12 protein-coding genes and 1 pseudogene are annotated in these 13,490 nt (G+C 68.7%); 3 read left to right on the forward strand and 10 right to left on the reverse strand.

Annotated features, from left to right (window positions below; genetic code table 11):
• Nucleotides 1-24 precede the first annotated feature (24 nt).
• Entirely contained in the window at nucleotides 25-1,779 is a 1,755-nt protein-coding gene (locus tag JHL17_RS14325; protein WP_200194151.1) for an ATP-binding protein, read from the forward strand.
• 17 nt (nucleotides 1,780-1,796) lie between these two features.
• Here the strand turns inward: JHL17_RS14325 and JHL17_RS14330 are convergent, their stop codons facing one another.
• The 4 genes from JHL17_RS14330 to JHL17_RS14345 all read right to left on the reverse strand — a co-directional run bounded on the left by JHL17_RS14330 (nucleotide 1,797) and on the right by JHL17_RS14345 (nucleotide 4,944).
• Nucleotides 1,797-2,591 carry an alpha/beta fold hydrolase gene (locus tag JHL17_RS14330; RefSeq protein ID WP_200194152.1) on the reverse strand — a complete coding sequence of 265 codons (795 nt, stop codon included), beginning with the start codon at nucleotides 2,589-2,591 and terminating at the stop codon, nucleotides 1,797-1,799.
• A 182-nt stretch (nucleotides 2,592-2,773) separates the two neighbouring features.
• A complete protein-coding gene (locus tag JHL17_RS14335; protein WP_200194153.1) occupies nucleotides 2,774-3,316 on the reverse strand; it encodes a hypothetical protein in 543 nt (180 codons plus the stop codon).
• 181 nt (nucleotides 3,317-3,497) lie between these two features.
• Nucleotides 3,498-4,337: a transporter substrate-binding domain-containing protein gene (locus JHL17_RS14340; protein ID WP_200194154.1), complete on the reverse strand. Its 840-nt coding sequence runs from the start codon at nucleotides 4,335-4,337 to the stop codon at nucleotides 3,498-3,500.
• Between the two features lie 163 nt (nucleotides 4,338-4,500).
• On the reverse strand, nucleotides 4,501-4,944 hold the full coding sequence (locus tag JHL17_RS14345) for an Lrp/AsnC family transcriptional regulator (RefSeq protein WP_200194155.1): 444 nt from the start codon (nucleotides 4,942-4,944) through the stop codon (nucleotides 4,501-4,503).
• Nucleotides 4,945-5,082: 138 nt separating this feature from the next.
• Between JHL17_RS14345 and rocF the strand changes: the two genes are divergently transcribed.
• Both rocF and JHL17_RS14355 read left to right on the forward strand, forming a co-directional pair.
• Nucleotides 5,083-6,033, forward strand: coding sequence for an arginase (gene rocF / locus JHL17_RS14350; protein ID WP_200194156.1), 951 nt, complete (start codon nucleotides 5,083-5,085; stop codon nucleotides 6,031-6,033).
• 19 nt (nucleotides 6,034-6,052) lie between these two features.
• A pseudogene (locus JHL17_RS14355) lies at nucleotides 6,053-7,096 on the forward strand (ornithine cyclodeaminase); the annotation flags it as partial.
• Nucleotides 7,097-7,258: 162 nt separating this feature from the next.
• On the opposite strand, the gene JHL17_RS14360 reads toward JHL17_RS14355, so the two are convergent.
• From JHL17_RS14360 to JHL17_RS14385, 6 genes are all read right to left on the reverse strand, one after another.
• Complete coding sequence (locus tag JHL17_RS14360) at nucleotides 7,259-8,863, reverse strand: Na+/H+ antiporter (protein WP_200194157.1); 1,605 nt, start codon at nucleotides 8,861-8,863, stop codon at nucleotides 7,259-7,261.
• 44 nt (nucleotides 8,864-8,907) lie between these two features.
• Nucleotides 8,908-9,609: a YoaK family protein gene (locus JHL17_RS14365; protein ID WP_200194158.1), complete on the reverse strand. Its 702-nt coding sequence runs from the start codon at nucleotides 9,607-9,609 to the stop codon at nucleotides 8,908-8,910.
• A gap of 14 nt (nucleotides 9,610-9,623) precedes the next feature.
• Nucleotides 9,624-10,070 (reverse strand): DoxX family protein, encoded by a 447-nt coding sequence (locus JHL17_RS14370; RefSeq protein ID WP_200194159.1) that lies wholly within the window; start codon nucleotides 10,068-10,070, stop codon nucleotides 9,624-9,626.
• Between the two features lie 208 nt (nucleotides 10,071-10,278).
• A complete protein-coding gene (locus tag JHL17_RS14375; protein WP_200194160.1) occupies nucleotides 10,279-12,156 on the reverse strand; it encodes an amidohydrolase in 1,878 nt (625 codons plus the stop codon).
• Between the two features lie 131 nt (nucleotides 12,157-12,287).
• Nucleotides 12,288-12,599 carry a XapX domain-containing protein gene (locus JHL17_RS14380; protein ID WP_247893536.1) on the reverse strand — a complete coding sequence of 104 codons (312 nt, stop codon included), beginning with the start codon at nucleotides 12,597-12,599 and terminating at the stop codon, nucleotides 12,288-12,290.
• Nucleotides 12,600-12,668: 69 nt separating this feature from the next.
• A complete protein-coding gene (locus JHL17_RS14385) occupies nucleotides 12,669-13,349 on the reverse strand; it encodes a hydrolase (RefSeq protein WP_200194161.1) in 681 nt (226 codons plus the stop codon).
• Nucleotides 13,350-13,490: the final 141 nt, after the last annotated feature.

Below are 13,490 nucleotides of genomic sequence, written 5' to 3' on the forward strand. Positions count from 1 at the left end.
AACGAGAAAGCGGGAGGGCGGGGCGTGACCGATCTGGCCGGACTCTGGCGGCACACGCCGCGTCTGACGGTGCTGGCGATGGCCGTTCTGCTGATCGCCGGCGGCCTGATGGCGGTCGCCAGCGAGACCGCCTTTCGCGAGGAGAAGGTCGGCGACGTGGAGGTGCAGACCCGCATCCTGGCCGCCACCGTCACCGCGGCGCTGAGCTTCAACGACAGGACCACCGCCGGCGAGTATCTGACGGCCTTGTCGGCCAGCCCGGAATTCGAGGCCGCCGGCGTCTATGACGGCGGCGGCGACCTGTTCGCCGCCTATACCGCGCCCGGAATGAAGCCGGTGCTGCCGATGGCCGAACCGCCGGGCCATCATTTCGACGACGACACCCTGACGGTCAGCGTGCCGGTGATGCAGGACGGACACCGCATCGGCAGCGTGTCTCTGCGCACGGAGCTGGAGTCCTTCGCCCGCCGGGCCGAACGCTATGTCGGCATGGCGCTGCTGCTGGCGATGACCCTGCTGATCGTGCTGGTGCTGGGAGCGGCGCAGGCGGCACTGGCGCGGGCGAACCGAGATCTGGCCGAACGGGCACGCGACCTCTCCAGCGCCAACCAGGCGCTGAACGCCGAGATCGCCGAACGCGAGAAGGTCGAGGCCGCCCTGCGCCAGAGCCAGAAGATGGAGGCGATGGGCCAGTTGACCGGCGGCATCGCCCATGACTTCAACAACCTGCTCCAGGCGCTGTCGAGCTGCCTGCAGCTGGTCGGCCGCCGGGCGAAGCAGCCGTCGATCCAGCCGCTGCTGGAAACCGGCCAGCAGGCGATCGACCGCGGCGCCAAGCTGGTGCAGCAGTTGATGGCCTTCGCCCGCCACCAGACCCTGCGGCCGGAGGCGATGGACGTCCGCGACCGGTTGCTGGGCATGGCCGACCTGCTGACCCGCGCCATCCGCGCCGACATCACGCTGGAGACCGACGTCGAACCGGGGCTGTGGCCGGTGGAGGTCGACCCGACCCAGTTCGAGCTGGCGATCCTGAACCTGACCGTCAACGCGCGCGACGCCATGCCGGACGGCGGCCGGCTGCGCGTCGCCGCCCGCAACCGGCCGGGTGAGGGCGGCGGGACGGATCTGGTCCAGGTGACGGTGAGCGATACCGGCACCGGCATGGAGGAGGAGGTGATGGCCCGCGTCTTCGAGCCTTTCTTCACCACCAAGGAGGTCGGCAAGGGCTCCGGGCTCGGGCTGGCGCAGGTCTACGGCTTCACCCGGCAATCGTCGGGCCGGGTGGAGATCGACAGCGCGCCCGGCCGCGGCACCGCGGTCTCGCTGTTCCTGCCGCGGACGGCCAAGCCGGTGGCGGCACCGGCCTTGGAGCGGGCGCAGGGCACCGCGCGGGCGTCGGGCCGGCGCCTGCTGCTGGTGGAGGACGACCCGATCGTCGGCAGCATGGTGGCGGCGGCGCTCGACGAGATCGGCTATGCCGTGCTGCGCGCCGCCAACGCCGAGGAGGCGCTGGGGCTGCTGTCCGACAGCGACCTGCACATCGACATTCTGTTCAGCGACGTGGTGATGCCGGGGGCGATGAACGGCATCGACCTCGCCCACACCGCCCGGCGCCTGCGGCCCGGCCTGCCGGTGGTGCTGACCACCGGCTACAGCGAGGACATCGCCCGGATCGAGGGGGTGCGGGTGCTGCCCAAGCCCTACCGCGTCGGCGCGCTGGCCGAACTGCTGGATACGGCGCTGGCCGCGGGCGGCGCACCGGTCCAGCCTGGAGCCTGACGGTTCGATCGGGTCGGTCAGACCCGGGTGAGGAAGCCGCCGATCGCCTCGACCAGCTCGTCCTCGCGCTCGCGGTGGGGGACATGGCCGGTGTCGGCAAGCATCCGGACCGTTCCACGCCCGGCGGCGATGCGGGCGGGATGGTCCGACGAGCCATATTCGTCGCAGTCGCCATGCAGGGCCAGGACCGGGCAGCGAATCGTCTCCAGCGCGGCATCGAGGCTCCAGTCGGCGAATTCCGGGGACAGCCAGGATTCGGTCCAGGCATCGAGCACCCAGCGCGCCCTGTCGCCATGGTATCTCGTCAGCCGGGCGAATTGGTCCGGGTCCTGGAAGTCCCGCTTCGCCACCCGGATGCCGTCCAGCGTCCGCTCCTCCACGAAGGCCTGGGCGGCGATGGTCACCAGCGCCCGGCAGCGTGTCGGGAAATACGCCGCCGTCTCCACCGCCATGCCACCGCCGACGCTGTGGCCGCAGGCGACGAAGGCGCCGATGCCGAGCCGGTCCAGCAGGGTGGGAAGGACGGTGCGCGCCTCCGCCGCGACGAAACCGGGGACGAGGCGTCCGGGATGCGGGTCGGAACGGCCGAAGCCCAGCCGGTCATAGGCGACGACCCGTCTTGCGGTCCGTGCCGCGAGACGGGCCGGGAAGCTGCGCCACAGGTCGACGCAGCCCAGCGAATCGTGGAACAGCAGGATCGGCGGCAGGGCGCCGTCACTGTCAGGCGTCCAATCCTTCACATACAGGCGGCCGGCGCCGGCGGGGAGGGAGAGGGGGATGAGGCGGTCCTGGTCGCTGACGGCGGTGATCATGTCGTCCGGTTGCCGGTGAAGTCGAAGCCGGATGGCAGGATAGCATGAACGCATCCTCTCGGACCCGCGCCTCCTCCGCGCGACATTGCGGCACGGCTTCGATGATGCACCGAATCCGCCGTTCGAGGCCGTATCGGACCCTCCGCCAAAATCATCCCGGCAAAATTGTCCGGTCGGCACGATCACGCCATCTGCTGGGTCAGGAACAAGAGGCGGGCCTTCTTGGTGTCCTGAAGGGTCTGATACAGGGGATCCTGCCGCATCGCGTCGTGATCCACCGTCGGCGTCAGCGACGGCAAGGAGTCGTAGCGCGCCTGCGTGATCGCTGTTTTCGCCATCGCCACCGAACCGCCGAGCAGGCGGGCGATGGTCTCGGCGCGGCTCTTCGCCAGATCCGGACCGGAGCCGCCATGTTGCCATTCGTTGGAGATAACCCCGTCCAGCTTGGCGGCAAGGCTGTTGGACGTCTCCACCATGCCGTTGTTCTGCAACCGCGCGACCTCCCTGCCGTTGACCATGACCCGCGCATAATCCTGGAAAGCCGGGCTGCCGGCCGTGTCCGGCATCTTCAAGTGGCTGTTCCGCAGCATGGTCTCGGTCGATTTCACGAAGTCCTGAAACATCTCCTCCGGTGCCTCGGAGAGCTTGATCGCTTTGACCTTCGACATGTCGATCGGCCGCAAATCGGCGAGCGCGTAGCGCGTGGACAGATTTTGATCGGACATCCTGCTCCCCCAATGAATGCCGACGGCTCCCGCCGTGGCGGCTTTTCATTGCAGGAATTGCGCCATAAAATTGCGTCTCGTGGGGGAAAGCGCGCTGGCGCCGCCGAAGGTGAGACCCGGCGGCAAGGACGGCGGCGCCAGAGCGATGGCCGTCCCCGGCAGCGGCTGAAGCCCGGCGGCGTCAACGCACCGAAACGTCGTAGCCGAAATGCTTCTGGCTCAGCGTCGCGATGGTGCCGTCCTTGTTGGCCTCGGTGATGGCCTTGTCCAGCCGGCCCTTCAGGTCGGCATCCGCCTTGCGCAGACCGACGCCCATGCCCTCGCCCAGCACGCCGCGCGTCATCGCCGGGCCGAACAGGGCCATGCCGCCGTTGCCCGCAGCGCGCATGAGCGCCTCGATCGGCGACCGGTCGCCGAAGATCGCGTCGACACGGCCGGCAGCCAGATCGATGGCGGCATTGTCGATCTTGTCGTAGCTGCGCACCGTCACGTCCGGCAGGTACTTCTCCAGGAAATCGACCTGGATGGTCGAGGTCTGGACGCCCACCGTCCTGCCCTTCAGCAAATCCGCCAGCTTGGCGACGGCCGGCTTGGCCGCCGCCTCGTCGGCGAGGTCGACATGGTCGGCACCGATGCCGGCGCCGGCCAGTTTGGAGGATTTCAGGGCGGCGAAGGTCGATTGCTCGGTACCGTAGGGGCCGGCGAAGGCGATGACCTTCCTGCGTTCGTCGGTGATGGTCATGCCGGCCATGATGGCGTCGATCTTGCCCTGTTGCAGCGACGGGATCATGCCGTCCCAGTCCATCGCCACCAGCTCGCAGTCGGCGTCGATGCGCTTGCACAGGTCCCAGGCGAGGTCGATTTCGAAGCCGACCAGCTTGCCCGACGAATCCATGCCGTTCCACGGCGCGAAGGCGCCTTCCGAGGCGATGCGGATCTTCTTCGCGTCCTTCGCCATCGCCGGAACGGCGCTGCCGGCCGCCAGGGCGCCCAGCACCAGGGCCAAAAGGATCTTCTTCATTGGTTGGTGTCCCGTGTTCGTTCGTCCGCTCGGGTCCGGCTCTTGCGATTCGTGCCGGTCGCGGAGCGCCGGACTTTGGCACAGGCGTCCATTGTCCGTCATCGTCGCGAAGGCGGGGAGCCCTGCGCTTTCGTGGCGCACCCCCCTTCTATCGCGGGACGGCCTACAGCCGGGCGCGGGTGCTGCGCGGGGTGTTCAGCAGCAGGTTGGTCTCGCTGGTGGTGATGCCGGGGATCAGCCGGATGCGGCGCAGAACCCCGTCGAATTCCGGCAGGCTGCCGGCCGACAGCTCGACGATCAGGTCCCAGCGACCGTTGGTGCTGTGGATCTCCAGGATCTCGGGGAAGCCGCTGAGCGTTCGCACGACCCGGTCGGCGGCCTGTCCCTCCACCTCGATCAGCATGATGCCGCGCACCGGCGCCTCCACCGTGTCGGCGCGCAAAATCACCGTGTAGCCGGTGATGATGCCCGAGCTTTCCAGCCGCTCCATCCGCGAGCGCACCGTCGCCCGCGACACGCCCAGTTCGATGGCGAGGTCGGAGATGCTGCGGCGGCCGTCATGGCGCAGCAGGGTGATCAGCTTCCCGTCGAGCTGGTCGAGCATCATCGTCGCGGCCCTCCGCCATTTCGGCAAGCTTGGCTGCTCAGTTTGGTAGGCCGATTGAAGACATTTGTCAAATTGCCCTGTCCGTTCCGCCGGGTGCCTGTGGTTTGCTGGTGAGAGGAACAGGCAAGAGACCGAACGATGTCCCAGCAGAAAACCAGGACGAAGCAGTGCCGGCTGGTCGGTGCGCCGGTGCAGGACGGGGCGGGGCGGCTCGGCTGCGAGATGGGGCCCAGCGCCTACCGCACCGCCGGCATCGCGCGGGCGCTGGCGGACCTCGGCCACAGCGTGTCCGACCTCGGCAATGTGGCGCCGGTGCCGCAGCATCCGATGGCCCATGGCAACGCCGCGCTGAAATTCCTGTCCGAAGTGGCGGGCTGGACCGCCGCGCTGTCCAAGGCGGCCTATGAGGCGAGCGCCGGGGAGGACGCCATGCCGATCTTCCTGGGCGGCGACCACAGCCTTGCCGCCGGCACCCTGACCGGTCTGGCGCAGCGCGCCGCCGAGATGCGGCGGCCGCTGTTCGTGCTGTGGCTGGATGCGCATCCGGATTTCCACACGCTGGAGACGACGGAAAGCGGCAACCTGCATGGCGTGCCGATGGCCTACGCCACCGGCCGCGCCGGCTTCGACGGCTATTTCCCGCCGCCGCCGGCACGGCTCGATCCGCACAATGTCTGCATGATGGGGATCCGCAGCGTCGATCCGGCCGAACGGCGGGCGCTTGAGAATTCCGGCATCACCGTGCACGACATGCGCAAGATCGACGAGCATGGCATCGTCGCCCTGCTGCGCCCGTTCCTGGAACGGGTGGTCGAGGCGGATGGCTTGCTGCATGTCAGCCTGGACGTCGATTTCCTCGATCCCGGCATCGCCCCCGGCGTCGGCACCACGGTCCCCGGCGGCGCCACCTTCCGCGAGGCGCATCTGGTCATGGAGATGCTGCACGACACCGGCCTGGTCAGCAGCGTCGACCTGGTGGAGCTGAACCCCTTCCTGGACGAGCGCGGCCGGACCGCGACCCTGATGGTGGAACTGCTGGCGAGCCTGATGGGGCGCCGCGTTCTCGACCACCCGACCCGCAGCTTCTGACCGACCGGAGCGTTTGACCATGATCCCGAACCTGAACCTCGTTCCCTTCGTCAGCGTCGACCACATGATGAAGCTGGTGCTGCACATCGGCGTGGAGCGCTTCCTGACCGAGCTGTCGGCCTATGTGGAGGAGGATTTCCGCCGCTGGGAAAGCTTCGACAAGACGCCGCGGGTGGCCTCCCACAGCGCGGAGGGCGTGATCGAGCTGATGCCGACCAGCGACGGCCGCACCTATGGCTTCAAGTATGTCAACGGCCATCCGAAGAACACGCGGGAGGGGCGGCAGACCGTCACCGCCTTCGGCGTGCTGGCCGATGTCGGCAACGGCTATCCGGTGCTGATGACGGAGATGACCATCCTGACGGCGCTGCGCACCGCCGCCACCTCGGCCGTCGCGGCGAAGCATCTGGCGCCGAAGGATGCCTCTTGCATGGCGATCATCGGCAACGGGGCCCAGGCGGAATTCCAGGCGCTCGCCTTCAAGGCGCTGCTGGGCATCGACACGCTGCGGCTCTACGACATCGATCCGGCGGCGACGCAGAAATGCGTGCGCAACCTGCAGGGCCAGGGCTTCGAGATCACCGCCTGCACCTCGACCGAAGAGGCGGTGGAGGGCGCGCAGATCATCACCACCGTCACGGCCGACAAGCAGTATGCCACCATCCTGACCGACAACATGGTCGGGGCCGGCGTGCACATCAACGCGGTCGGCGGCGACTGCCCCGGTAAGACGGAACTGCACCGCGACATCCTGCTGCGCTCGGACATCTTCGTCGAATATCCGCCGCAGACGCGGATCGAGGGCGAGATCCAGCAGCTCGCCCCCGACCATCCGGTGACGGAGCTGTGGACGGTGATGACCGGGCAGGCGGTCGGCCGGCGCGATGCGCGGCAGATCACGCTGTTCGATTCGGTCGGCTTCGCGACGGAGGACTTCTCCGCCCTGCGCTATGTCCGCGACAAGGTGGCGGGGACCGGCTTCTTCGAAAATCTGGACATGCTGGCCGACCCGGACGAGCCGCGCGACCTGTTCGGCATGATCCTGCGCGCAGCGAAAGTCCTCCCTCTCCCCCCCGGGGAGAGGGTCGGGGTGAGGGGGATGCGCAGCGTGGATTCTATGGGGAGCGGGGAGTGTGCGATGCTTGTAGATCCATGCGGTGCGCCCCCCTCACCCTAACCCTCTCCCCGGGGGGGAGAGGGGATCTTTCCGAAAGAGAGAGGCGCTTTATCCCACGCCCTCACCCTCGGCCAGCGCCTGCTCGGCGCTCAGTTCCTCCAGGTCCAGTTCGGCTTCCAGGCGGTGGAGCACCGTGTCGTGGATGCGGCCGCCGCGGTGCAGCCCCAGGATCTCGGTGCGGGCGGCGCGGTTGGCGGCCAGGACGGCGGCGAAATGCTCGCGCCGGTCCTCGCTCAGCATGCCTTCGCTCTCGTGGAAGCGCTCGGCCATGGTGGCGCGGTGGCCGTATTGTTCGAGCAGGCGGGGATGGCGCTGCTGGCCGTCGGCACTGCCGGACCGCTTGCGCACCGCCTCCAGCGCGGCGCGGGCCATGCGGATGCGCGCCTCGGATTCCGACAGGGTCGGCTGCCGTTCCAGCGTGAAGCCGCCGAGCCGCATCATGCGGATCAGCGGGGCCAGCGTCGTCGCCTGCACCAGGATCGACACCAGGATTACCGCCCAGGTCGTCGCCAGAATGATGTCGCGCCCGGGGAACTCCGCCGGAACCGACAGGGCGACGGCGAGGCTGACCACGCCGCGGATCGCCGCCCAGCCCATGATCGTCGGCACCGCCGCCGAGGGGTAAGGGTCGCGCCGCCGCAGGGCGGGAAACAGGAAGCGGGGCAGGTAGGTCGAGGGGAAGAGCCAGGCGAAGCGCGACAGCACCATCGCCAAGGTGACGGCGACGATCATCGGCAACAGGTCGGTCAGGCCGCCGCCGGCCGCTTCCAGCCGGCCCAGCACGCCGCGCAGCGACAGGCCGATGATGATGAAGACCATCGACTCCATCAGGAAGACTGCGACCGCCCACACCGCGTTGGCATGGGTGCGGAGCTGGGCGCTGAACAGATCGTGCTGGCGCCGGCCCATCACCAGCCCGCAGCCGACGGTGGCGAGCACGCCCGACACCTCCAGCGCCTCGCCGCCCAGATAGCTGCCCCAGGCGGCGAGGAAGCCGCCGACGATGCTGAGCGGCACGTCGCGCAGGCGGCCCAGAGCCAAGGCCGCGATGTGGCCGAACACCACCCCGGCCACTACCCCGCCGATGGCGAGCCACAGGAATTCCAGCGAGGCATGGCCGGCATTGAAAGTCCCGGTCATTCCGGCGGCGATGGCGATGCGAAACAGCACCAGCCCGGTGGCGTCGTTCACCAGGCTCTCGCCTTCCAGCAGGGTGACGATGCGGGGCGGCAGCGGCAGGCCCTTCAGCGCCGCCTTCGCCGCCACCGCGTCGGGCGGCGACAGGATGGCGCCGAGCGTGAAGCAGGCCGCCCAGGGCAGCGACGGCATCACCAGATGGGCGGCCACCCCGACCGCCAGCGTGGTGAAGGCGACGGCGCCCACCGCAAGCTGGAGGATGATGCGCAGATTGGCGCGGAAGTCGCTCCACACCGTGAAATAGGCGCTGGCGAACAGCAGCGGCGGCAGGAACAGCAGCAGGGTCAGGTCGGGATCGGGCGTGATCTCCGGCAGGCCGGGGATCAAAGCGAGCGCGATGCCGCCCAGCACCAGCACCGCCGAGGGCGGCATTCGCAGGCGTTTCGCCGCCAGCTCCAGAACGATGATCGCCGCCATCAGGCCAAGGACGAGTTCGAACTGACCGGAAGGCGACATGCTGTTGGCCCGCTGTTCTGTTTGAAAGATGGAAGGGAAGGGGGTCAGGCGGCCGTCGGCGTCGCCACGTCCGGGTGCAGCGCGCTGGCGGCGGTGCCGACCAGCCCCAGCGCGCCGGCCAGCAGCAGCGGCGCCGCCAGCCCGCTGTTCTTGACCAGGATGGCACCGATGGCGGCGCCGACGAAGATCGCGACGACGCTGCCGATGCGGCGCACCCAATTGGTATCGGCCCCGCCGGCCAATCGGGAATCCGCCGCCAATCCGGTCAGCGTCAGGGTCAGAACCGTGGTGGTCAGGTCCGGCACCTTCAGCTGGCGGATCGTCGCGTTGCGGAAGCCCATGGCCAGCGCGGTCAGCAGGATGATGCCGTAGAAGCTCGTCGGCGAGACCTCCCCGTCCTGGCGCAGCCAAGCCAGACCGGCGGCGGCCCACAGCAGTCCGGCCTCGATCAGGGCGGCACTCAGCAGCCAGCGCCGCAGCGGCCGTCCGGCATGGGCCTTCCCGGTGCGCCCGGCGACCAGCGCTCCGATCAGGAAGGCGCAGATCGCCGTCAGATAGGGGGCGACGTCGAAGCCCTGCGTGCCCGCGGCGGCGAAACCGAGGAACACGATGTTGCCGGTCATGTTGGCGGTGAACACCTTGTCCAGCCCCAGCACGCTGGTGGCGTCGACCAGCCCGGTCGTCACCGACAGCAGCATCAGCAGCCAGGGCAACGGCGCCGGGACGGCGGAGGCGGGCGGGGCCATGACGTTCCCTTCGCTTACGCGTTGGAGCCGAGGCGGCGCCGCATCCGCGATATGATCGCGGCGAGTGCGAAGCCGCCGACCAGCCCGATATGCTCGAAGAAGGCGTTGGTCGCCATGAAGCGCTCCGGCCCGGCCATCGTCCAGAAATCATTGGCGATCAGGGCGGCCAGCACGGTGAAGACGCCGAGCGCGCCGGCGCCGAGCCATAGCGCCCGGTCCAGCAGGATCAGCAGCGGGCCGCCCAGTTCGACCAGGATGGTCAGCGCCGCCCAGAGGGCCGGCGGGGCGAGGCCGAAATGCGCCTGTTCGGCGACGGCGCCGGGCCAGTCGGTGAGCTTCACCACCCCGCCCAGCAGATAGGCGCCGACCAGCGCCAGCCGGGCCAGCAGCCACGTGCCATCCCAGTCGAGGATGCGGTCGAGGATGTTTTCTGCCGGACGTTCGAGGTTGCGGAAGGTCATGACGGGGGGTGTTCCGGTTTTGGGAAAGTGAGGGGACTCGATGGTCGCCCTCTCTCCCCCGGGGAGAGGGAGGGGACCCGCGCCGCAGGCGTGGGGAGGGTGAGGGGGATGCACATGTTGGATTCTCGATAGGGGGCCGCCGCGCGCCCCCCTCACCCTAACCCTCTCCCCGGGGGGGAGAGGGGATTTTTCCCAATGTGAGAGGCGGTTACACCGCCCAGCAGCCGCAGCCCAGCGCACCCCAGAAGGACTGCACGTCGGCGGCCGGGACGTCGGCGGCATAGGCGGCGGCATGGTCGTGGCCATGGACGCCGCAGCCGGTGGCGCAGCCGCAGGCCGAGGCCAGCGCCTGACGCTGGTTGTTCGCAGCGGCGTCGGCCGACTTGTAGTAGCCGCCGAAGGTCCGCACCGGCGACCAGTCCGGCATCGGCTTGGGCAGCTGCGGCGCCAGCGGGCCGTAATCGCCCTCGCCATGCACCACCGCGCCGCCGAGCATGGTCAGGACGGAGGTCAGGTGGACGATGCGGTCCTCCGGCACCGAGAAGAAGTCGTCGGACAGCACGGCGAGGTCGGCGAGCTGGCCGGCCTTGATCTGGCCCTTCTTGCCCTGCTCGTTGGAGAACCAGGTGTTGGCCTCCGTCCACAGCCGCAGCGCCGTCTCGCGGTCCAGCAAATTGGCCCGCGGATAGAGGCTGAGGCCGCCCACCGTCCGGCCGGTCACCAGCCAGGACAGCGAGACCCACGGGTTGTAGCTGGCGACGCGGGTCGCATCGGTGCCGCCGCCGACCGGCAGGCCGGCCGCCATCATCTTGGCGATCGGCGGGGTCTGTTCCGCCGCCTTGGCGCCGTAGCGCTCGACGAAATATTCACCCTGGTAGGCCATCCGGTGCTGCACGGCGATGCCGCCGCCGAGCGCCGCGATGCGGTCGATGTTGCGGTCGCTGATCGTCTCGGCATGGTCGAAGAACCAGTGCAGCCCGTCGAAGGGGACGTCGCGGTTGACCTTCTCGAAGACGTCGAGCGCCCGGCTGATGGTCTGGTCATAGGTGGCGTGCAGGCGCCAGGGCCAGCGATTCTCGGCCAGCAGGCGGACCACCGGCTCCAGGTCGCCTTCCATGCTGGGCGGCATGTCGGGACGGGCGACGCGGAAATCCTCGAAATCGGCGGCGGAATAGACCAGCATCTCGCCGGCGCCGTTGTGGCGGTAGCTGTCGTCGCCGTCGCCGGGCTTCACCTTCGACGCCCAGCCGGCGAAGTCGGCCAGCTCCTCCTTCGGCTTCTGGGTGAACAGGTTGTAGCTGATGCGCAGGGTCAGCTCGCCGTCGGCATGCAGCTTCTCGACGATGGCGTAGTCGTCGGGATAGTTCTGGTAGCCGCCGCCGGCGTCGATCACCCCGGTCACGCCCAGCCGGTTCATCTCGCGCATGAAGTGGCGGGTGGAGTTCAGCTGGTACTCGGGCGGCAGCTTCGGCCCCTTGGCCAGCGTCGAATAGAGGATCGTCGCGTTGGGCTGGGCCAGCAGCAGGCCGGTCGGGTTGCCGGCGGCATCGTGCACGATCTCGCCGCCCGGCGGGTTCGGCGTATCCTTGGTGTAGCCGACGGCGCGCAGGGCCGCGGCGTTCAGCAGGGCGCGGTCGTAGAGGTGCAGGATGAAGACCGGCGTGTCGGGGGCGGCGGCGTTCAGCTCCTCGATGGTCGGCAGGCGCTTTTCGGCGAATTGGTGCTCGGTGAAGCCGCCGACGACGCGGACCCATTGCGGCGCCGGGGTGATGGCCGCCTGCTGCTTCAGCATCGCCATGGCGTCGGCGAGGCTCGGCACGCCGTCCCAGCGCAGCTCCATGTTGTAGTTCAGGCCGCCGCGGATGATGTGCATGTGGCTGTCGATCAGCCCGGGGATCACCCGGCGGCCCTTGGCGTCGATCACCGTGGCCTGGGGGGCGGCGGCCCGCACCTCGGCCTCGGTGCCGACGGCGAGGAAGCGGCCGTCGCGGATCGCGATGGCGCCGGCCTGCGGGTTGGCGCGGTCGAGCGTGGTGACCTTGGCGTTGACGAGGATCAGATCGCCTGAGGCGGCAGTGTTCGGCATGGCGGCATTCCCGGGTCTGGACGCGAGGGTGGACAGCAGCGGCGATGCTAGCAGGGATGCGGCGGCACTTCCCGCCATCGCTTTCCGGCGGTCGATCATGGGAGGCGTGGGCTTGGGAGGCGTGGGAGGCGTCACGCCTTGTCTCCCTCGGCGGTCTTGGCGGCAGTCTTGCCGGCAGTCTCGGCAGCGGCCTTGACGGCCGGCGGCGCCTCCGCTCCCACATGCGGCCCCAGCACATGGCGGGCGCAGTCGGTCTGGATGAAGGCGACGACCGGTTCACCGGCGATCAGCCGCTTGACGACCGGCACCACCTGTTCGCCGACCAGCATGCCGAGCAGTCCGATCAGGGCAATGGTCGGCGGTGCGGGCGAGCGGACGCCGATCAGCGCATAGATGACGCCGACCAGGATGCCGGCGCCGGCCGAAAGGAGATAGGGCATCATGGGTCCGGACTCCCGGTCTGTAAATTGGGACCGGTGCCCAGGCGGAGCCGGGCACCGGGGCATGTCGGATCAGCCGTGCTTGATGCCGCCGACCACCTTGTGCGGGAACTCGCCGCGCTGCGGGGCCTTGTGCAGCATGGTGTAAGCGTAATCGACGCCCATGCCGTAGGCGCCGAAATGCTCGCGCACGATGTTCATCACGCCGTCATAGGTCTCGCGCTTGGCCCAGTCGCGCTGGATTTCCAGCAGGACGTTGACCGCGGTGATCGAATGGGCGCCGGCCTGCTCCATGCGGCGGACCGCGGCGTCGTGGGCCTCCTGCGAGGTGCCACCCGAGCAGTCGGTGACGATGTAGACCTCGAAGCCTTCCTCGATGGCGCACAGCGTCGGGTACAGCAGGCAGGCTTCCGTCCACAATGCCGCGATGACCAGCTTCTTCTTGCCGGTCGCCTTGACGGCGGCCACCAGCTCCTCGGAGTCCCAGCTGTTCATCGAGGTGCGCTCGATCGGGTCCTGCTTCAGGACATCCATCAGCTCCGGCCAGATGTAGCCCGAGAAGCTCTCGGTCTCCACCGCGGTCACAATGGTCGAGGCGCCGAACAGACGGGCGGTCTTGGCCAGGGCGATGGTGTTGTTCTTCAGCTGCTGGCGGTCGATGTTGACGACGCCGAAAGACATCTGCGGCTGATGGTCGACGAAGATGAAGACGGTGTCGTCGGCGTTGATCAGCGACTTGGCCGGAAAGGTCATGATTTTTCCTGTTTGGTGCGGGTTTCAAAGAGGTCGTCGCCTGCCGTCGGTGCGTCGTCGGCGCCGTCTGACAGGGACTTTGTCACAGTGGAGGTGATTGGAACAATCATGTGTAATTGAACATGACTGTTGCCTTAATCA

This window comes from Azospirillum endophyticum, from assembly GCF_016595245.1.
Taxonomy (GTDB): Bacteria; Pseudomonadota; Alphaproteobacteria; order Azospirillales; family Azospirillaceae; genus Azospirillum; species Azospirillum endophyticum.